The sequence below is a fragment of the Actinomycetes bacterium genome, assembly GCA_036000965.1.
In the GTDB taxonomy this organism is placed as follows: domain Bacteria; phylum Actinomycetota; class CALGFH01; order CALGFH01; family CALGFH01; genus DASYUT01.
Genome location: DASYUT010000128.1, coordinates 21,973 through 38,963 on the forward strand (window position 1 = coordinate 21,973; position 16,991 = coordinate 38,963).

Here is a 16,991-nt window from a genome sequence, read left to right on the forward strand (position 1 = left end):
GAGCAGCGTTCTGCCTCATGGCGGGGTGCGCACTCCTGGCCTATGGCGGGGGTGCGCCCTCGGCGAGCCACGCGAGGGCCGGGATCGAGGGCGCGAACGCGTACACCGCGCCGGTGGTGCGCACGAAGCGGCGCAGGTCGAGCTCGAGCCGATCGGGCGGCGGACCCTGGCGGCGGAGCACGCAGGGTCCCGCGCCGGGGCTGATCAACGGGTCGGCCCCGTCGCGGGTCAGCGGGCCGGGCTGGTCCAGCTTGTCCGAGGGGAACGTCGGCTCGTTGGCCCACCGCCACTGCAGGAACTCGAACTGGCGCTTGATGCTGGCCATGTAGGCGTTGAACAGCAGCCCGCGCTCGGGAGGGTCGTCGAAGGGGATGCCGCGCCGCAGGATCCGGCGGGCATGGGCGCCGGGCGCGTCGTCGCGCGGGTTGGTCTTGCGGATGTGGGCGAAGCGGGGGGTCTTGAACCCCTCGGGGTCGTCGGCGTAGCCGAAGTCGTTGCGCGGGTCGTTGCCGGGCGCCTGCGGCCGCAGGGCCAGGGGGGTGCCGTCGGGCCAGCGCCCGACCGCCTTGGCGGCCACGACGTCGTCCGGCCCGGCCGGGAAGTGCCGCTTGGCGAGCTCGCGCATGTGCGCCTGCCAGCCGGCCACGTCCTGGGCCAGGCGGCGGAACACCTGGAACGACCCGCCGTGCATCCAGGCCGGGGGCTCGGGCGGGCCGTCGGGCGCGTCTGCCGGCGCCTCCGGCTCGCGCTCGAGGCCGAGCACGAACTCGCCGGCGGCGACGATCCGGGAGCCGGGATGCTTGGCGTCCTCTGCATGTCCGTCCCGGACGGTCGCCCGGGTGAAGCCCCGGACGCCCGGCTGCGAGATGCCGTCTGCGAACCCGAACGGCTCCCGGCTGGTGATCTGGCCCGCGGGGTCCACGAGCTTGCGCCCGTGCTGCTCCCGCGCCACGGTGACCCGCAGGGCCCCGGCAGCCTCGCGGAGGTCCCCGAGCCTGTCGCCGAGGTCCCCGGGGTCGTCGGCCGCGACGGTCAGCAGCGCGTCGACCGCAGGCGTGTTCGGCCCCCCGACCACCCAGTTCCTGGGCCCGTCGCCGCCCACGTCGCCGAGCAGGGCGTAGGTGGGCCGGGACTGCTCGTCGGGGCGGATGCCCGACGGGCCCGCCCAGAACGCCGGGTAGCTCCGCAGGTCGGCCGCGAGGCCGGGGTTGCGGCCCAGGTCCAGCAGGATCCGCAACCCCGAGGCGGTCAAGCTCAGGTTCACCCAGACCGCGGACGGCGCCCGGCCCGGCGCGGCGGCGCGACGCTCGGCCCGGAAGTCGGTCACCTCGGTGGTCGAGGTGACCTGGGGGGCGAGCCCGGCCAGCCACCGGCGGGCGGGCTCGCGCCCCGGGAAGGTGAGGAACACGAACGCCTGGTGGGGCTTGTTGAAGCCGGCCAGGACGTTGCCCTGGATGGTGCTCGAGCGCCTCAGCGTGAGGGTATGGCTCGTCGTCATGGGCTCCGCCCTCCGCCTCGCGGGGTTTGTCGGCTTGCGGCGCCTGCATCCTAATCCGTCGGGTATCGCCGTCAATCCGCCGGAGTGTCGTGGGGGGCGTGACAGTGCCGGTGTCGGGTCCGCGAACGAACCGCCGCGCGTTCCCCGCTACGCTGGGCGGGGACGACCATGCCCTGGAACCATGCCCTGGAACTCGGACGACCGTTCCCTCAACTCGGACGACTGTGCCCTGAACTCGGACGACCATGCCCTGAGCTTCATGTCCTGGAGCTTATGCCCTGGACCATACCCCTTACGATGCTCTCACGACTTACGATGCTCTTACGACGACTCTGCCTCTACTGTGCCTTCTCGACCGGCTCTCTCGAAGGGAGTGCAGCTGATGGAGGAGACCGGCGATCTCGTCCGGGCCGCCGCCGCAGGAGACCAGCGGGCCTGGGACGCGCTCGTCGAGCGGTTCACCGGGATGCTGTGGGCGGTGGCGCGGGCACACCGGCTGCGCGAGGCCGACGCCGCCGACGTCATCCAGACGACCTGGCTCAACCTCGTACAGAACCTCGGGAGGATCCGCGAGCCTGAGCACGTCGGCGCGTGGCTGGCGACCACCGCGCGCCGGGAGTGCCTGCGCACCCTCAGCCGCGACCACCGTCACGTGCTCACCGACGACGAGACCGGCCTGCAGGTCCGCGAGCCGCTGCTGCCCACGCCCGAGGACGACGTGCTCGCGGCCGAGCGTGTGGCCCTGCTGCGGGCCGCCCTCGAGGAGCTGCCGTCCCGCTGCCAGCGGCTGCTGCGCGTGCTCACCGCCGACCCGGTGCCGACCTACGAGCAGGTGAGCGCGGCCCTCGGCATGCCGGTCGGCAGCATCGGCCCGACCCGCGCACGCTGCCTGGAGCGGTTGCGGCACAGCACACGGCTCGCCGGCATCGTGCCCACCCCGGGCGCTTCCGTGCAGTGACCCGCTCGCGCCGCCAGGCCGGGTCCTGGTCCGGTGGCCCTGCTGCAGGACTTCCTTACGGCAGCCTGACGGCCGTGACGCTACCATCATGGGTGAAGGGGAGTACCCCAGCGTTCACGGCGCGTCGTCATCACGGCCTCGGCCCGGTGCGCCGGCCCTCCGGGGCGGGAGAGACCTTCGGCGCTGCAGCCGGCAGCCAGTTGAGCCGAAGGGACTAGTCGATGGACCGTCACACCACCTCCGCCACCACCGCGCGCCCGGGTCCAGGCCCAGGGCCGGGCTTCGGCATCGCCGGGTTCCGGGTCAGGGTCGGCTGGGGCGCCGCCGCCGTCACCGCGCTGATCGGCTGGTCGCTGGCGGCCGGCGTGCTCCCGGCTGCCTTCCCCGGGTACGCCGGCCCCGCCTACTGGGTCGCCGGCCTGGTCACCGGCGGGTTGTTCCTGGCCTCGGTGCTGGCTCACGAGCTCGGCCACGCGCTCGTGGCCAGGCAGGCCGGGCTGAAGGTGCAGGACATCACCCTGTGGATCTTCGGCGGGGTGGCCCGCATCCACGGCGATGCGCCCAACCCCAGCACGGCGCTGCGCATCGCCGCGGTCGGACCGCTCACCAGCCTCGTGCTCGCCTTCGGGTTCGGGCTGGCGTCAGCCGCCCTGCCCGTTGTCGGCCTGGGCGGGCTGCCCGCCGCGGTCGCGCTCTGGCTGGCCGGGATGAACGCCGTGCTGGCCGTGTTCAACCTGCTCCCGGGCGCCCCGCTCGACGGCGGGCGGATCCTGCGCGCCCTGCTGTGGCGCCGGCACGGCGATCCCGCGCGCGCCGCGGTGACCGCGGCCACCGCCGGGCGGGTCATCGGCCTCGGGCTGGTGGCGCTCGGAGTGGTCCAGCTGGCCCTCGGGAGCGCCAGCGGGATCTGGAACGCCCTGGTCGGCTGGTTCGTCTTCACCGCGGCGCGGGCCGAGGGCGGGCAGGCGGAGCTCGAGCGCGGGCTCGGGCACCTGCGGGCCAGCGACGTGATGCTCCCCGACCCGCCGCTGGGACCGGCCTGGTTCACGGTCGAGGCGTTCCTGGGCGGCCACGCCGTGCGCCACCGCCTGCGCGCGTTCCCGCTGCAGGACTTCGACGGTCGTCCGGCCGGGCTGGTCACCCTGGCCGCGTTGCTGCGGGTGCCGCCCGAGCTGCGGCCGGCGGTCCGCGTGGGCGCCGTAGCCACGCCGGCGGCCGCGGTGGTGACCAGCGGCCCGGGCGAGCCGGTGGTGGAGCTGCTCCGGCGCCTGGCCCAGCGCAGGCAGGGCGCCGCGCTGGTGGTGGGCGAAGACGGCCGCCTGGTCGGCGTCGTGTCCGCCGACGACCTGGCCCGGGCCGGGTCGACGGCCCGGGCCGGCGCATCGTTGCCAGACCCCGGGCCGGAACCGGTCGGGAGATGAGCCGTTGACCACGAGACCGGGTTCGACCATCGGCCGGGCCCTGGTCAAGGGCGCGAGGCTGGTGAGCGTCACCGTCGTCGGCTTCTCGCTGGTCATCGTGGGGATCGTGCTCCTGTTCCTGCCCGGCCCGGGCCTGCTCGTCATCATCGCAGGGCTCGCGCTGCTGGCCACCGAGTTCGCCTGGGCCCGCCGCCTGCTCGTGCTCGCCCGCGGGCAGGCCCGCCGGATGAGCGACCGGGTGCGCCGCCGGTAGCGGCGCGGCGACCCGGTGACCGCTGTGCCAGCGGATTCCCCCTGGTTTTGCCAGAGCATTCCCCCTGGCTCTGTCAGAGCATCCGCCTGGCTCTGCCAAACCTTCCCCCGTGGGTCTGGCAGAGCTTCCCCCGTGGGTCTGCCAGGCGTGCGCATCGGCTACCTGCTCGCCGACCCGTCCGTGGTCTGCCAGAGCTTCTCCGTGGGTCTGCCAGAGGATTTCCCCTGGCGCCCCCCGCGCCCGCGCCGGCTGTCCCCCGGTCGCGGTAGGGTTCAGGGTGCAAGGGTGGACCGAGGGGGTGCCCCGGGTGTCGGACTGCACGGCGGCCTCGAAGCAGTGCGTGCTCATCGGTGGCAGCCGTGGCTGACCCGCCCGGCCGGCCTGGGACGATGCCTGGCGGCTACCTGGCCGAGTTCGGCGAGCCGCCCGGCTACCTCGACTTCGCCCGGGTCGGCCCGCCCTCCCGCCGGGTGGTGGCCGCCCTGGCCGCGGCGGCCGGGCGGGTGCACGCGGCCCAGCCGGGGACCCTCGACCAGATGGACGCGGGCACGGCAGCGGCCAGGCAGCGGGCCGCGCGCCTGCTCGGGACCTGCCTGGACCAGGTGACCCTGATCCCGTCGACCAGCGCGGGACTGTTCGCCGCCGCGCTCGGCCTGCCCGCCGGCAACGTGGTGGTGCCGGCGGGCGAGTTCCCGGCCAACCGCTACCCATGGGTCCGGGCGGTCGCCGTCCGCGGCGGGGAGGTGCGCTGGCTCGCCGCCCCAGACGGGCGGGTCACCGCCGACCGGGTGGCCGAGCTGGTCGACCGGCAGACGACCGCCGTCGTGGTGAGCCAGGTCGACCACCAGACCGGCTTCCGGCCCAACCTCGACACGCTGCGCGAGGCGGCCGGCGATGCCCTCCTGGTCGTGGACGCGATCCAGGGACTCGGCGCGGTGCGGACCACCCTCGAGCCCGCCGACGTGCTCGTGTCCGGTGGGCAGAAGTGGCTGCGTGCAGGGTTCGGCAGCGCGCTGCTCGCCTGCTCGGCGCGGGCCCTCGACCGCCTCCAGCCGGTCCTGTCCGGCTGGACCGGCGTCGAGGACACGTTCGAGCTGGCCCACCCGACCCCCCAGCCGGCGCTCGCCGGGGCCGAGCGGTTCTCGCTCACGGTCTTCAACCCCTTCGCCGCCAGCGCCTTGGCGGCCGCGCTGGAGCTGGTCGAAGAGACCGGCATCGCCGCGATCGAGGCGGCCATCGCCCACCGCGTCCGCGCCCTGGAGCTGGCGGTCCGCTGGGCCGGTGCCGAGGTGCTGGCGCCCTGGCGGACGCCTGCGGAGCGGGCTGGCATCCTGTCGTTCCGGGTCCCCGGGTGGGACCCGGCCGAGCTGGTCGCCCGGCTCGCCGCAGCTGGCCTGGTGGTCTCCGAACGGGGCGGGTGGGTGCGCCTGGCCCCGCACGCCACCACCCCGGTCGAGGTCGCCGACTGGCTCGCCGACGCCGTCGCCCCCTCCCCCAGCGCGGGCTGACACCCCTGGTGTCGCCGAGGCGACACCAGGGGTGTGTCCGAGCGCACAGAACAACGCGGCCCGGCACGTCACGATTGTGTGGCAAGGCGATCAGGAGAGGAGCGCGGCATGGACGTGACCATCGCGACCGGCGTAGCGGCGGGCCTCATCCACACGTTCGACCAGACCGTGATGCTCACCGGAGCGCTGGCCATGGGGCTGTGCCTGTTCACCGGGCTGGCCTGGCTGGGGTGGCGGGCCTGGCGGGCCTGGCGCGCCCCCAGCATCCTCGGCGCCGAGGGGCTGGTCGGCCGGCGGGCCACCGTCCGGCGGGCGGTCGGCCGGACCGGCTGGGTGCTGCTGGACGGTGCGCTGTGGCGGGCGCGCAGCAACAGCGGGCCGATGCGGGCCGACCAGACGGTCCGGGTGCTGGCCGTGGAGGGCCTCGAGCTGCTCGTCGCGCCGGAGGAGTGGGAGGAGGAGGGTGGCGGCGCGGTCATCACCGCCCTCCGGGCCCGCTGGTGGTGAGCCCTCCGGTGGGGGTGCGCAGGCCCCGGCTGGGTGCGCAGCCCGGCGGCGTTCGGATCACCCGGTGGTCGCCTGGACCGCGGCGGCGGTCGTGGCGGCCATCTCCTCGACCTCGGCGTCGGTGGCCACCAACGGCGGGCCGAGCATGACGAGGTCGCCCTCGGTGCCGTCGGCGCAGCCGGTCGAGGAGTACAGCAACAGGCCCCGGTCGCGGGCTGCGGCCACGACCCGCTCGGCGACCTGCGCCGAGCGCGGGAACGGCGCGCGGCTGGCCCGGTCGGCGACCAGCTCGACGGCGACCATGAGCCCGAGGCCGCGCACGTCCCCGACCCGCTGATGGCCGGCGAGCCGTGCCTCGAGCTCGGCCAGGAGCCGCTTGCCCTTGCCGGCGGCCGCCTCCACGAGCCCGTCCTGGCGCAGGATGCGCAGCACCTCCCGGCCGGCGGCCGCCCCGACCACGTGGTGGGAGTAGGTGAGGCCGTGGGTGAACCCGGTCCCGGCGATGGTGTCGTGGACCGGGCCGCTGGCCACCGCCAGCCCGAGCGGCCAGTAGCCCGACGCAGCGCCCTTGGCGGCTGCCAGGACGTCGGGACGGACGCCCCAGTGGTCGCAGCCGAACCAGCGGCCGGTGCGGCCGAACCCGGTCATCACCTCGTCGGCGACGAGCAGCACGCCGTGACGCCGGCACACCTCGGCCACAGCCGGCCAGTAGTCGTCGGGCGGCACCGCCGCCCCCAGCGCGGCACCGGCGACCGGTTCGGCCACGAACGCGGCCACTGTCCCCGGCCCGGCCCGCACGATGGCGGCCTCGAGGGCGTCGGCGTAGCGCCGCCCGCAGCCGTCGGGATGGGTGTCCGGGAACGGGCAGCGGTACTCGTAGGCGGCCAGCGTGTGGCTGGCCTGCCCGAGCCAGGGCAGGTAGGGGCGGCGCAGCGGCTCCCGCCCGGACACGTCCAGGGCGCCCCGGGTGTTGCCGTGGTAGGAGCCCCACCGCGCGATCACCTTGTGGCGGTCCTCGCCTCGGGCCAGGTGGTAGGCGCGGGCCATCTTCAGCGCGGTCTCGATCGCCTCGCTCCCCCCTGACACCGGGTAGACGCGGGCGTCGTCGACCGGGACCACCTCGGCCAACTCGGCGGCGTAGGCCTCGAGCGCGTCGGAGGTGAACATCGTGCCGTGGGCGTAGGCGACCGCGAGCGCCTGCGTGCGGATCGCCTCGACGACCCGCTCGTCGCCGTGGCCGACGCCGACCACGACCGCGCCGCCGGCCCCGTCGAGGTAGCGACGGCCGTCGGCGTCCCACACCTGCGCGCCCCTGGCCCGGGCCACTCGCGGCAGGCCGCCCGGGACCCGATGGAAGACGTGGCTACTTGACATAGATGCGCTGGGGGTCGAGCTCCTCGCGGATCAGGCGGAGCTCCTCGCCGGTCGGGGCGGGCGTGGTGGCCAGGTCGCCGGCCACCCGCACGTCCCAGCCGGTCGCCGCCCGCACCTCGTCGACGGTGACCCCAGGATGCACGGTGGCCAGGACCATCTCGCCGGTGTCGGCGTCGAACCGGTAGGTCCCAAGGTCGGTCACCACCACCGACGGCCCCCGGCCCTGCCAGCCCTGGGCGGCCCGCAGGGCGGCCCCGCCGAGGTTGCCTGGGCTGGTCTGGAAGTCGACCCGCTCCACGAACGAGCGGGCCGACTGGCGCATCAGCACGAACACCTCGCGCGCGTTGATGGCGATCTCGCACGCCCCGCCGGAGCCGGGCAGGCGCACCTTGGGGTGGTCGTAGGGGCCGATCACGGTGGTGTTGATGTTGCCGTACCGGTCGAGCTGGGCCGCGCCGAGGAACCCGACGTCGATCAGCCCGCCCTGAAGGTAGTACTGGAACAGCTCCACCATGCTCATCGCCGCGGTGGCGCCGGTGACCAGGCAGGGGTCGCCGATGGACAGCGGCAGGCGGGCGGGCCGGGCGCCGTACACCCCCGACTCGTAGACCAGCTCGACATCGGGCGCGACGGTCCGCTGGGCGAGCGCGACCGCGATGTTGGGCAGCCCAATGCCCACGAAGCAGACGCGCCGGCCGGCCAGCGCGCGCGCCCCCGCCACGACCAGCATCTCCGACCGCGACCAGCCAGATCCCGGTGCTCCGACGCTGCCGCCGCCCGCGCCGCTTACCGGTGGTCCCCCGCTGCCGCCGCCCGCGCCGCTCACCGGTAGTCCCCGTAGTCGACGGGGCCGGCCAGGGCCGGGCCGGGGGTGAGCTCCCGCCAGCGCGCCTCGCCGAGCTTGTCGACGTACTCGGCGTGGGTCGCGGTGCCGTGGACCCACTCCTTCAGCCATGCCTCGAGCAGCTCGGGGTCGCGGCTGATCCGGTCCCACTCCAGGTAGAAGCGGTTGTCGCGGTCGTAGTAGCCCTGCGCGTAGGAGGGGTGGGCGCCCCGGGGGCAGACGACCACGGCGTCGACCTTCATGCCCGGGACGAGGGTCCGGTTGGGGTCGGCGCGCACCACCTCCTCCCCCACCAGCTCCTCGACCACCACGATGACCCGCCTGGCGGCGAACGCCGCCTCCTTCTGGCAGCCGGTCAGGCCCCAGACCTGGGCGTTGCCGCCAGCGTCGGCCCGCTGGGCGTGGACAATGGTCACGTCGGGGGTGAGCGGCGGCACCGCGTACACCGTCTCCCCGCCGAACGGTGAGGCGACCGGCCGGATGTTCGGGTTCACAGCGGGCAGGTCGGTCTCGAAGTAGGACCGCAGCGGGTAGAACGGCAGGTTCGCCGCGCCCGCGGTATAGCGGCCGACCATGCCGAAGTGGGAGTACTCCTCGAGCTCGAGCGGGGCCGGGTCGGCCTGCTCGACCCGGCGCCGGATCGCGTGCAGCGACCCCACGCCCGGGTTGCCGAGCCAGGAGAACACCAGCTTGCGGGCGACCCCGGCGCCGACCATCTGGTCGTAGACCACGTCGGGGGTGAGCCGGCACAGGACGAGGTCGCGCTTGCGCTGGCGGATCACCTCGTGGCCGGCCGCGAACGAGATGAGGTGGGTGAACCCCTCGATGGCCAGCGTGTCGCCGTCGCGCACCAACTCCCGGACGGCGTCGGCCATGGTGGTCACCTTGCCGCCCGCGGAGGCCGCGCGCGGCTCAACCGCCAACGCCCTCACCCCTCATGCCGCTCCGCTCCGTCGGTCACCAGGCCGCGCCCGCCGCTGGCACCGGCCGGGACACGATACCGTACGCCCGACTACCGTAGCCCGACCCGCCGCGGGCGGGGACGCAGGGACGTGGGTGGGCCTGGCCTGCCGCGGCGCGGGACGCGGGGACGCCCCACCCGCCGCAGGCGGGACGTAGGCAGGGCACGCCCGAAACATACGAACCGTCGTGCTGGTCGCCGACCAGGGTGACGGTCAGGTCAATGTGGGCGGTCGGATAGGCAGGGCCCGTCACCGGGCCCCGCCCTGCTCAGAGTGAAGTAGGCCGCCGACGTGGTGCCCGTGGTTGGGGTCCTGTTCCGTCGGCCCCTTCCCGAACCGTGCTGGCGAGCTTTCCCCGCACACGGCTCTCCGGTGCTCAGTTCCGGGTGGTGGCTGTGGCCCGTCCTGCGTGGATGTCCTGGTGGCAGCGGTCGCAGACCACGAGGGTCTTGCGCTTGCGCATGGCCATCAGGCGCACCCACGACGGCCGTTCCAGCCGTCCTGGCTTGTTGAGACCGGCGAGTTTGCGGACGTGGTGGACTTGCAGTCCGGTGCGTCCCTCGCACAGCTCACACCGTCCGGCGAGGAGCCGGTGGAGCAGCTCGTTGCGCCGGGTGGTGGCCATGACCGGCGTGCGATCGGTGATGACGGCGGTGCGCTGGCGTTGGAGCGGGATGCCGCCGAAGCGGGCGACCAGCGGTTTCCTGCCTTCATCGCGCCGCAGCGTGACCTGGAAGCAGAACCGGCGGCGCTGGCGACCGCGTGGGGATCGTCGAACGCAACATCGATTTGGTCGAGGGTGGCCGCGGCGTAGGATACGGCCATCGAAAGAGTGTCCTCCTCCTGCGGGGGAAGCGTCCCTGGTCCGCGTGGAGACCGAGGACGCTTCCACCGTGGGGAGCAGCCGAGGTTGAGGGAGCCGTCACCTCGCCCTCGGGGTTGGCGCTCCCCAGCCTGACGACCAGCGGCTACGGTACGGCCAGCTCCCGTGACCACGCCCACAGGGCGTGGATCGCGGCGGGCACCTCCGAAGGCACCGGCAACCCCAGCGCGACCGCCTCCACCCACAGCGCCGAGCGCCAGTTCCCACCGCGCCGCCGAGACCTCCCCCGGTCCCAGCCCGGCGGGCGGCACCCCGCCGGGCCGAACACCTCGGCGATTTGGATCGCCCGGGCGACCTGCCATCCCGCTCCAGCCCGCCCCGCCGCGCTGGCAGCGGGCGAGCGGCCCAACCGCGACCACGATCCGGCCACGCCCTCACAGTCAGCGGCCTCCACGCGGCCACACCCCGGCCAACAGCCACGCGCCCGCCCCGGCCATCCGGCGTTTCAGATGCCGGAGGCCACCCGCCGACCGGCGTCCACCCTGGGTCGCGGCATGCCGCCCGCCCCGGGTGGCGACGCGCCGTGCAACGACCGCATCAGCCGCAGCGTCCGCGCGCTGGCCGCCCTCCACCGTGCGAGGCGCAGGAACACGCCGCTCGATCTCCTGCTCGCGCTCAGCCAACCACCGCAGCGCCCGCTCGGCCGCCTCGATGTCGCGGTCCAGGGTCACGGCTGACGCCAGCCCCAGCACCAGCGCGCCCAGCATGGCCCCAACGAGCACGCTGGCCGCATCGAGCACAACTCCCGTTCCTCCTCGTTCACCGGTAGCTGGCCGGCCGGACCTGGCAGGAGGCAATCCCACCGCAGCCAGGCCCGGACCCTCGACCCGTCGGCCACGCCGTCCGCCGAGTACTGCGGCATGGAAACGCCTGTTCAGGGAGGTTGTCGATGGCGACAAACCCCGATAGGTTGCCAACCAACAAACAAACCTGGGGAGAGCGTCATGGCCCGCCCGCCGAAGCCTCTGGACCCGTCAGCCTCGCAAGCTGCCCGGCTCGGCGCCGCAGTCCGGCAACGGCGGGAAGAGCTAGGCATAATCCAAGAAGAACTCGCCGAGATGATCCTCTTCTCGCGCACGCATCTGGCCCAGGTGGAACTCGGCAAGGCATCCGCCTCCGAGGAGTTCGTACGACGCTGCGATGGGGCCCTCAAAGCCGATGGCCGCCTGCTGGCCATCTACCAAGAGGTCGTCATCGAACGTGCACAGCAGCGACAGCGGCGGACGCGAGATCGCCGCTCCAACAGCGTATCCAGGAGCCGTCGAGGACTTCGACTCGTGCCGTCACAGGACGGGACGGTCGACCAGGCCAGCGGGAGCGCCGAGCCCGGAACGTCATCTGAGAACCTCATCGACCGGCACACGGCGACCAGCTTCTTCGGTGGTACGCGACCTACCATCACCATGCCACTGCGGACCCTCGGGACTGGCCGGTACGTAATTACCCAAGAGGATTTCGAGGCAGCAGACGCCCTCGCGCAGTTCTTGCGTAGGCTCGTACTCGAACCAGCCTTCCACTACGTCTCTCCGACGGGTGAAATCGACTTGAGCTATGCCGCGCTCTGTGTCATCTGCGGCCCGAAATGCTCACAGGTCATCGCAGACATCATCGCCTGCGACCCACATTTTTCCTTCGTCCCTGACGAAAATGGCCGATGGCGATTGACTGAGCGAAACACTGGGAACAGCTTGGGATCACCGCTCGACCTTGACTTCCCTGCGAATCAGGATCTCGCGTATGTCGCTCGCCTCCACCGGCCCGATGATCGACGCCCGTTCCTACTGATCGCCGGTGTTCACGCCGTTGGCTCTCGGGGCGCCGTAGACTTCCTCACCAAGCCGAGCAACCTACGCCAACTCCATCAGGCGGTAGGTAGTGAACCCTTCTCGATGGTAGTCTCATGCACGTTCACGCGAACACCGCTTCGCATTCTCTCCAGTGAAGCACTCATTGCACCAAGAACGCACTGAACGGAGCGAAATGCTAGGAGCCACCCAGCAGGTCGAAGCGGAACTGGGGAACGGCATTCCGGCGGGCACGACACACGTGGCCTTCGCTACCGTGCCACGGCCGGGAAAGACCAACAATGAGGATCTTGTCGCCGCCGTGGGCTCGGCCGCCTGGGTGCTCGACGGCTCCAGCGTTCCGCCCGGCCTACCCTCATGCTGTGACCGCGACGCGGGCTGGTACGTCGGTCGGTTGAGCGCCGGCATCGCCGCCGCCCTCGCAGACCAAGCCATCGACCTTCCGCCCGCAGTCGCGGCAGCTATCAGCTCGGTAACCGCCGAGCATGAGGCCGCATGCCCAGCCGGAAAGGCTCGTAGCGTTCTTGGCCCTTCCGCAACGGTCGCATTGGTCCGACGCAGGGGTAACGCGCTCGATTATCTCCTGCTGGGCGATACTGCTCTGCTACTGGAAACCGACCAGGGCGTCACTCATCAAAGCGACCGCCGTTTGGCGCAGATCGCGCCCGATTTACGTGAGCGGCTCCGCGTACACCTACGCAACGGCGGAGGTTACCACAGCCCACGATACCGCGAGATGCTTGCCTCCCTTGTGGAAACCGAACGGGCGCTACGCAATGCTGAAGACGGCTATTGGATCGCCAGCAACGACCCGACCGCCGCCTACCACAGCGTCACGGGCAGTCGCTCTATCGGTACAGGCCCTGGTGAGGTACGAAGGTTCGCGTTGCTCAGTGACGGCTTCGAGCGCACGGTAGCCGTGTTTGGTCTCTACGCATCATGGGCCGATCTCATGGCCGCACTGGTGAGGGACGGCCCCGCCAAGTGCCTCGCCGCATTGCGCGCTGCCGAGACCGCCGATCCGCACGGCCGACGATTTCCACGCACGGCGGCAAGCGATGATGCATCAGCGCTCGTGAGCCAAGCGGGTCCACTCCTCTAATCTCTGCGTGGCGTCAAAGTCGCACCTGTCTAACCCTCTGCCCGGCGGGGCGTTGGCGGCCTGGGTCCTGAACTGGGTGTGGATCCCGGCCCTCGGCATCCAGGTGCTGTTCTTCCTGCTGTTTCCCGACGGGCGGGTGCCGGGCCCGCGCTGGCGAGTCGTGCTCGGGCTCGCCGCCCTCGGCTCGGCGTTGACCTTGGCCGCGAGGGCGTTGATGCCAGGTCCGCTGGCGGAGGTGCCAGCGATCGCCAACCCGTTCGGGCTGCGCGGCAGCGGCGGGTTCCTGCGAGCCGCCGAGGGGGTCGGCAGCCCGCTGCTCGGCCTGACGGTTGTCGCCGCGGTCGCCTCGCTGGTCATCCGGTTCCGCCGCGCCGGCGGGGTGCAGCGCCGCCAGCTCAAGTGGCTGGCGCTAGCCGGGGTCGGGTCGGCCTTGCGGATGTCCTAGAGCTGACCGGCCTGGTCGGGCACGCCGCCAGCGGCGACCTGTTCCTGGCGTCGTTGGCGGAGATCCCCATAGGCGCGGCGATCGCGGTGCTGCGCTATCGGCTGTCGGCTGTACGACATCGACGTCGTCATCGGTAAGGCGATCGTGCTGGGTGGCCTGCTCGCGTCATCAGGGCGGTGTACCCAGCGGTCGTGGTCGGCGTCGGCACGGCCGTCGGCCGGGGCACCGGGTCGAACGTCGCCCTTGCCGCCTTCGCCGCCGCCAGCCAGACCACCGACGCCTTCTTCTTCGGCGCGTTCATGGCGATGGGCCTGTACCTGGCGACGCTGGCGGCGGCGATCCTGGCCGGGGGCGTCTACGCGCGCTGAGTCGGCTGGGCCTGCGCGGTGAGCGCGCTGCTGCTCGTAGGGACCTCCTCATGCTGGCTGCCGAGGCGGCCTTCCTCGCCGTGCTGCTGGGGTTCCTGCTGTTCCTGCCAGTGCTGATCGCCCTGGGGGTGGCGATGTGGCAGCAGGCGGCACTGTTGACCTCCGCCGCCGCCGAACAGGGCGCCGCCGTGACCGGCGGAGGCTCCACATAGGACCAGCCCGGGTGCGCTCGAGCTCCCCAAGGTCCAACACGCCCGGCGGCGGCGTTCCTGAGCAGCAGTGATGCTGGACAGGTTGGCGTTGGCTCAGGAGCGAAGGTAGGTGAGGACGGCCAGCACCCGGCGGTGGTCGTCATCGGTGGCTGCAAGGTCGAGCTTGATCAGGATGCTGCGGATGTGGGATTCGACGGTTCACCGGCGCCTGGGTCCCGGCCCGCAGGCTCACCGCAGGCGGTGGTCAGCCCTATCCGACCACGGTCTGACCGGTGGCAGCCGCTCCTGCCAGACAGCGCTGTCGGAGCTACCGGCGTCCGCGTCCCGCCACGGGTGCTGGCCAGCGGGATCTGGGCGGTGAGCCGCGCAGTCGTTCATACAGTTGGGACGTGCCCCCGGGACGGGCCGTCTGGTGCTCCACGGCCGAAAGGGGCTAGAGTCCCGCACGGGAGTCGGCTGGTGAGGGGGTGGTGGACGCGGCATCCCATGCGGGCGCCCCGCGGGCGGACGCGGACGCGGGCACAGGCTCCGGGCCAGGCGCCGCGGTACCCCGGGTGCTGCTGGTCGACGACTGCGCCGAGGTCCGTCAGGGCCTGCGCGAGCTGCTCGAGGACGAGGGGATCGAGATCGTCGGCGAGGCGGCCGACGGCGCCGCCGGGGTGTCCCGGGCCACCGAGCTGGCGCCTGACGTGGTGCTGATGGACCTTCGCATGCCGGTGATGGACGGGATCGCGGCCACCCGCCAGATCAAGCAGGCGCTGCCGCTCACCCAGGTCCTGATCCTCACCGCCTACGACGAGTGGGAGCACAGCGCCCGGGTCGCCGGCGCCTACGCCTACCTGGTCAAGGGGACCGGGCCGGCCCTGGTCCGCGACGTCGTCCTGCAGGCCTGGCAGCTCAAGGTGGGCCTGGAGCGCCGCGCCGACGGCACGGGCGCCTAGCAGGTCACCAGAGGTGCTGCCCGTAGCCCGGGCCAGCGACCAGGGCCTTCCCGTCAGGTTACGGACAGGACTGCTGAGCAGGTGCTCAGCCCGCCCGCTGGCGGCGCCTGCGCTCGCACGCCGCAGCCGCACGGGAGGTGCCTGGGCATGGCAGGGGTGACCGAGCCGCCGCCGAGCGGGCCGTCGGCCGCCCACCGCGCCGGCGAGGTCGAGCAGATGATCGAGCCGGTGGTGCCGGCTCGGCTCGGCTGGCTGGCCGACCTGCTCGGCGCCGCACCTGGCGAGCGCATCGTCGACCTCGGTTGCGGCACCGGATCGACCCTCGAGATGATCGCGGGCAGGCTGCCTGAGGCAGACCTCGAGCTTCTCGGGCTGGACGTCAGCGCCGCCGCCTTGCGCGCCGCCGAGCGGACGCTGGGTCGACTGCCCAGCGGGCCGCGGCTGCTGGTTCAGGCCGATCTTGCCAGCCGGGTGCCATTGGCCAGCGCGAGCGTCGACCGGGCGCTCTGCCACAACGTCCTGGAGTGCCTGCGCGACCCCGACGCCCTGGTCGCCGAAGCCTGTCGGATCGTGCGCCCTGGCGGCCGCTTCGTCCTCAGCCACTCCGACTTCGACACGCTCGTCTTCGCCTCCGAGGACCTCGAGCTGACCCGCCGGCTCGTCCGGGTCTACTGCGACACCCAGCAGGACTGGATGGACACCGTCGACGGCACCATCGGCCGGCGGCTCGTCGACATCGTCGGGCGCTCCCAGCTGGAGGTGGAAGACGTGCAGGCCAGGGTCAACCTGAGCCGGCGGTTCCAGCCCGGCGAGCTCGGCTACGGGTACGCCCACAACCTGACTGCGGCGCTGCGGGCAAGCGACCAGGTCGACCAGGCCGAGCTGGACGGCTGGCTGGCTGGCCTTCGCCGGCTCGATGCGCGCGGCGCGTTCCTGTTCAGCGTCAACGACTACGCGGTGATCTGCGCCCGACCCTGACCGAGGTCCTCCCGCGACGGGGCCGCCCCGAGGCTGCCGCCCATCCTGCCACCCCGAGGCTGCCGCCCATCCTGCCACCCGGGCGTGGGTTACGCCGGCTCGGCGCTCCAAGGCAGTGGCAGCATGGCTGCCTGGCCGCCGTCGACCACCACCACCGAGCCGTTCACGTACGAGCTCGAAGGATGGACCAGCCAGGCCACCGCCCTGGCGATGTCGACCGGCTCCCCGATCCGTCCCACGGGGTTCACGACCTGCCGGCCCGAGAGGAGGTCGTCGGTGAGGAAGGGCTCGGTGAGGGGGGTGCGGACCCAGCCCGGCGCGACCGCGTTGACGGTGATGCCGTGCGGCCCCAGCTCTAGGGCCATCGAGCGGGTGAGCCCGTGCAGCCCCGCCTTGCTGGCGTCGTAGTCGCTCACGCGCGGCTCGGACGCGAGCGCGTTGGTGGCGGAGACGAACACGATCCGTCCTGGCCGGCGCGCGGCCACCATGGCGCGCGCCGCCGCCTGCCCGACCAGGAAGCACCCGGTGAGGTTGATGGCCAGGGTCTCGTGCCACTGTTCCTCGGTGAGCTCGAGGAACGGCCGTTCGGCGCCCACGCCGTGCGAGCAGACGAGGATGTCGGGGTGGCCCAGCTGCTCGGACGTCCAGCGCACCAGGGATCGCGCCGACGGGGCGTGCGACACGTCGCAGGGACGGGCGGCGACCCGCAGACCGCGTGCTGTCAGCGCGCCCACCAGCTCGTCGAGCTCGGACGCGGTGCGCGACGCGACCATCACGCTCGCGCCCTCCTCAGCGAGGACCCGCGCGGTCTCGCGGCCGATGCCACGCCCGGCGCCGGTGACGATGGCGACGTGCCCCTCCAGCTGCATGGCGACCTGCCTTGTCCCTGGGCCGTCACGGCCGCTCGCGGAGCCGGTGGTGCACCCACACGT

Annotated in this window: 19 protein-coding genes and 1 pseudogene; 12 read left to right on the forward strand and 8 right to left on the reverse strand. The window is 72.8% G+C overall.

Translation table 11 applies throughout. The annotated features are described in order from the left end of the window. Positions 1-40 precede the first annotated feature (40 nt). Complete coding sequence (locus VG276_11060; protein HEV8649916.1) at positions 41-1,498, reverse strand: Dyp-type peroxidase; 1,458 nt, start codon at positions 1,496-1,498, stop codon at positions 41-43. Positions 1,499-1,880: 382 nt separating this feature from the next. Between VG276_11060 and VG276_11065 the strand changes: the two genes are divergently transcribed. The 5 genes from VG276_11065 to VG276_11085 all read left to right on the forward strand — a co-directional run bounded on the left by VG276_11065 (position 1,881) and on the right by VG276_11085 (position 6,145). Next, a complete protein-coding gene (locus tag VG276_11065) occupies positions 1,881-2,456 on the forward strand; it encodes a sigma-70 family RNA polymerase sigma factor (protein ID HEV8649917.1) in 576 nt (191 codons plus the stop codon). A 221-nt stretch (positions 2,457-2,677) separates the two neighbouring features. Then, the gene (locus VG276_11070; GenBank protein ID HEV8649918.1) at positions 2,678-3,877 is read left to right on the forward strand and encodes a site-2 protease family protein; all 1,200 of its coding nucleotides are present in this window, start codon (positions 2,678-2,680) and stop codon (positions 3,875-3,877) included. Between the two features lie 4 nt (positions 3,878-3,881). Continuing rightward, positions 3,882-4,130: a PGPGW domain-containing protein gene (locus tag VG276_11075; GenBank protein HEV8649919.1), complete on the forward strand. Its 249-nt coding sequence runs from the start codon at positions 3,882-3,884 to the stop codon at positions 4,128-4,130. A 350-nt stretch (positions 4,131-4,480) separates the two neighbouring features. Next, complete coding sequence (locus tag VG276_11080) at positions 4,481-5,638, forward strand: aminotransferase class V-fold PLP-dependent enzyme (GenBank protein HEV8649920.1); 1,158 nt, start codon at positions 4,481-4,483, stop codon at positions 5,636-5,638. Positions 5,639-5,746: 108 nt separating this feature from the next. Further along, entirely contained in the window at positions 5,747-6,145 is a 399-nt protein-coding gene (locus VG276_11085; GenBank protein HEV8649921.1) for an NfeD family protein, read from the forward strand. A gap of 57 nt (positions 6,146-6,202) precedes the next feature. Here the strand turns inward: VG276_11085 and VG276_11090 are convergent, their stop codons facing one another. The 5 genes from VG276_11090 to VG276_11110 form a co-directional block, all read right to left on the reverse strand. After that, positions 6,203-7,519 (reverse strand): aminotransferase class III-fold pyridoxal phosphate-dependent enzyme, encoded by a 1,317-nt coding sequence (locus VG276_11090; GenBank protein ID HEV8649922.1) that lies wholly within the window; start codon positions 7,517-7,519, stop codon positions 6,203-6,205. After that, entirely contained in the window at positions 7,509-8,249 is a 741-nt protein-coding gene (locus tag VG276_11095; GenBank protein HEV8649923.1) for a CoA-transferase, read from the reverse strand. Before VG276_11095 ends, VG276_11090 begins: the two co-directional genes overlap by 11 nt. A gap of 92 nt (positions 8,250-8,341) precedes the next feature. Continuing rightward, positions 8,342-9,238 carry a CoA-transferase gene (locus tag VG276_11100; protein HEV8649924.1) on the reverse strand — a complete coding sequence of 299 codons (897 nt, stop codon included), beginning with the start codon at positions 9,236-9,238 and terminating at the stop codon, positions 8,342-8,344. A 463-nt stretch (positions 9,239-9,701) separates the two neighbouring features. Beyond that, positions 9,702-9,950 (reverse strand): RNA-directed DNA polymerase, encoded by a 249-nt coding sequence (locus VG276_11105; protein ID HEV8649925.1) that lies wholly within the window; start codon positions 9,948-9,950, stop codon positions 9,702-9,704. Between the two features lie 638 nt (positions 9,951-10,588). Then, the gene (locus VG276_11110; GenBank protein HEV8649926.1) at positions 10,589-10,948 is read right to left on the reverse strand and encodes a hypothetical protein; all 360 of its coding nucleotides are present in this window, start codon (positions 10,946-10,948) and stop codon (positions 10,589-10,591) included. 204 nt (positions 10,949-11,152) lie between these two features. Here VG276_11110 and VG276_11115 point away from each other — a divergent pair, with 204 nt between their 5' ends. The 5 genes from VG276_11115 to VG276_11135 all read left to right on the forward strand — a co-directional run bounded on the left by VG276_11115 (position 11,153) and on the right by VG276_11135 (position 14,140). Then, positions 11,153-12,178, forward strand: a complete 1,026-nt coding sequence (locus VG276_11115) for a helix-turn-helix transcriptional regulator (protein HEV8649927.1) — start codon at positions 11,153-11,155, stop codon at positions 12,176-12,178. A 10-nt stretch (positions 12,179-12,188) separates the two neighbouring features. Continuing rightward, positions 12,189-13,115: a hypothetical protein gene (locus tag VG276_11120; protein ID HEV8649928.1), complete on the forward strand. Its 927-nt coding sequence runs from the start codon at positions 12,189-12,191 to the stop codon at positions 13,113-13,115. 52 nt (positions 13,116-13,167) lie between these two features. Beyond that, positions 13,168-13,560: a hypothetical protein gene (locus VG276_11125; GenBank protein HEV8649929.1), complete on the forward strand. Its 393-nt coding sequence runs from the start codon at positions 13,168-13,170 to the stop codon at positions 13,558-13,560. Between the two features lie 176 nt (positions 13,561-13,736). Beyond that, on the forward strand, positions 13,737-13,928 hold the full coding sequence (locus tag VG276_11130) for a hypothetical protein (protein HEV8649930.1): 192 nt from the start codon (positions 13,737-13,739) through the stop codon (positions 13,926-13,928). 50 nt (positions 13,929-13,978) lie between these two features. After that, positions 13,979-14,140, forward strand: coding sequence for a hypothetical protein (locus tag VG276_11135; GenBank protein HEV8649931.1), 162 nt, complete (start codon positions 13,979-13,981; stop codon positions 14,138-14,140). A 93-nt stretch (positions 14,141-14,233) separates the two neighbouring features. Here the strand turns inward: VG276_11135 and VG276_11140 are convergent. After that, positions 14,234-14,338 (reverse strand): annotated as a pseudogene (locus VG276_11140) (DNA-binding response regulator). A 272-nt stretch (positions 14,339-14,610) separates the two neighbouring features. On the opposite strand from VG276_11140, the gene VG276_11145 reads away from it, so the two are divergent. Next, positions 14,611-15,081 carry a response regulator gene (locus VG276_11145; protein ID HEV8649932.1) on the forward strand — a complete coding sequence of 157 codons (471 nt, stop codon included), beginning with the start codon at positions 14,611-14,613 and terminating at the stop codon, positions 15,079-15,081. 147 nt (positions 15,082-15,228) lie between these two features. After that, a complete protein-coding gene (locus VG276_11150) occupies positions 15,229-16,059 on the forward strand; it encodes a methyltransferase domain-containing protein (protein HEV8649933.1) in 831 nt (276 codons plus the stop codon). Positions 16,060-16,148: 89 nt separating this feature from the next. Here the strand turns inward: VG276_11150 and VG276_11155 are convergent. Next, positions 16,149-16,991: SDR family oxidoreductase (locus VG276_11155; GenBank protein HEV8649934.1), on the reverse strand; the 843-nt coding region annotated here is incomplete at its 5' end.

What these genes read in the sequence shown, in the direction of transcription:
- VG276_11060 (HEV8649916.1), bottom strand. Translation starts at nt 1,498, where the DNA reads ATGACGACGAGCCATACCCTCACGCTGAGGCGCTCGAGCACCATCCAG.
- VG276_11065 (HEV8649917.1), top strand. Translation starts at nt 1,881, where the DNA reads ATGGAGGAGACCGGCGATCTCGTCCGGGCCGCCGCCGCAGGAGACCAG.
- VG276_11070 (HEV8649918.1), top strand. Translation starts at nt 2,678, where the DNA reads ATGGACCGTCACACCACCTCCGCCACCACCGCGCGCCCGGGTCCAGGC.
- VG276_11085 (HEV8649921.1), top strand. Translation starts at nt 5,747, where the DNA reads ATGGACGTGACCATCGCGACCGGCGTAGCGGCGGGCCTCATCCACACG.
- VG276_11090 (HEV8649922.1), bottom strand. Translation starts at nt 7,519, where the DNA reads ATGTCAAGTAGCCACGTCTTCCATCGGGTCCCGGGCGGCCTGCCGCGA.
- VG276_11095 (HEV8649923.1), bottom strand. Translation starts at nt 8,249, where the DNA reads ATGCTGGTCGTGGCGGGGGCGCGCGCGCTGGCCGGCCGGCGCGTCTGC.
- VG276_11100 (HEV8649924.1), bottom strand. Translation starts at nt 9,238, where the DNA reads ATGGCCGACGCCGTCCGGGAGTTGGTGCGCGACGGCGACACGCTGGCC.
- VG276_11105 (HEV8649925.1), bottom strand. Translation starts at nt 9,950, where the DNA reads ATGGCCACCACCCGGCGCAACGAGCTGCTCCACCGGCTCCTCGCCGGA.
- VG276_11115 (HEV8649927.1), top strand. Translation starts at nt 11,153, where the DNA reads ATGGCCCGCCCGCCGAAGCCTCTGGACCCGTCAGCCTCGCAAGCTGCC.
- VG276_11120 (HEV8649928.1), top strand. Translation starts at nt 12,189, where the DNA reads ATGCTAGGAGCCACCCAGCAGGTCGAAGCGGAACTGGGGAACGGCATT.
- VG276_11135 (HEV8649931.1), top strand. Translation starts at nt 13,979, where the DNA reads ATGCTGGCTGCCGAGGCGGCCTTCCTCGCCGTGCTGCTGGGGTTCCTG.
- VG276_11150 (HEV8649933.1), top strand. Translation starts at nt 15,229, where the DNA reads ATGGCAGGGGTGACCGAGCCGCCGCCGAGCGGGCCGTCGGCCGCCCAC.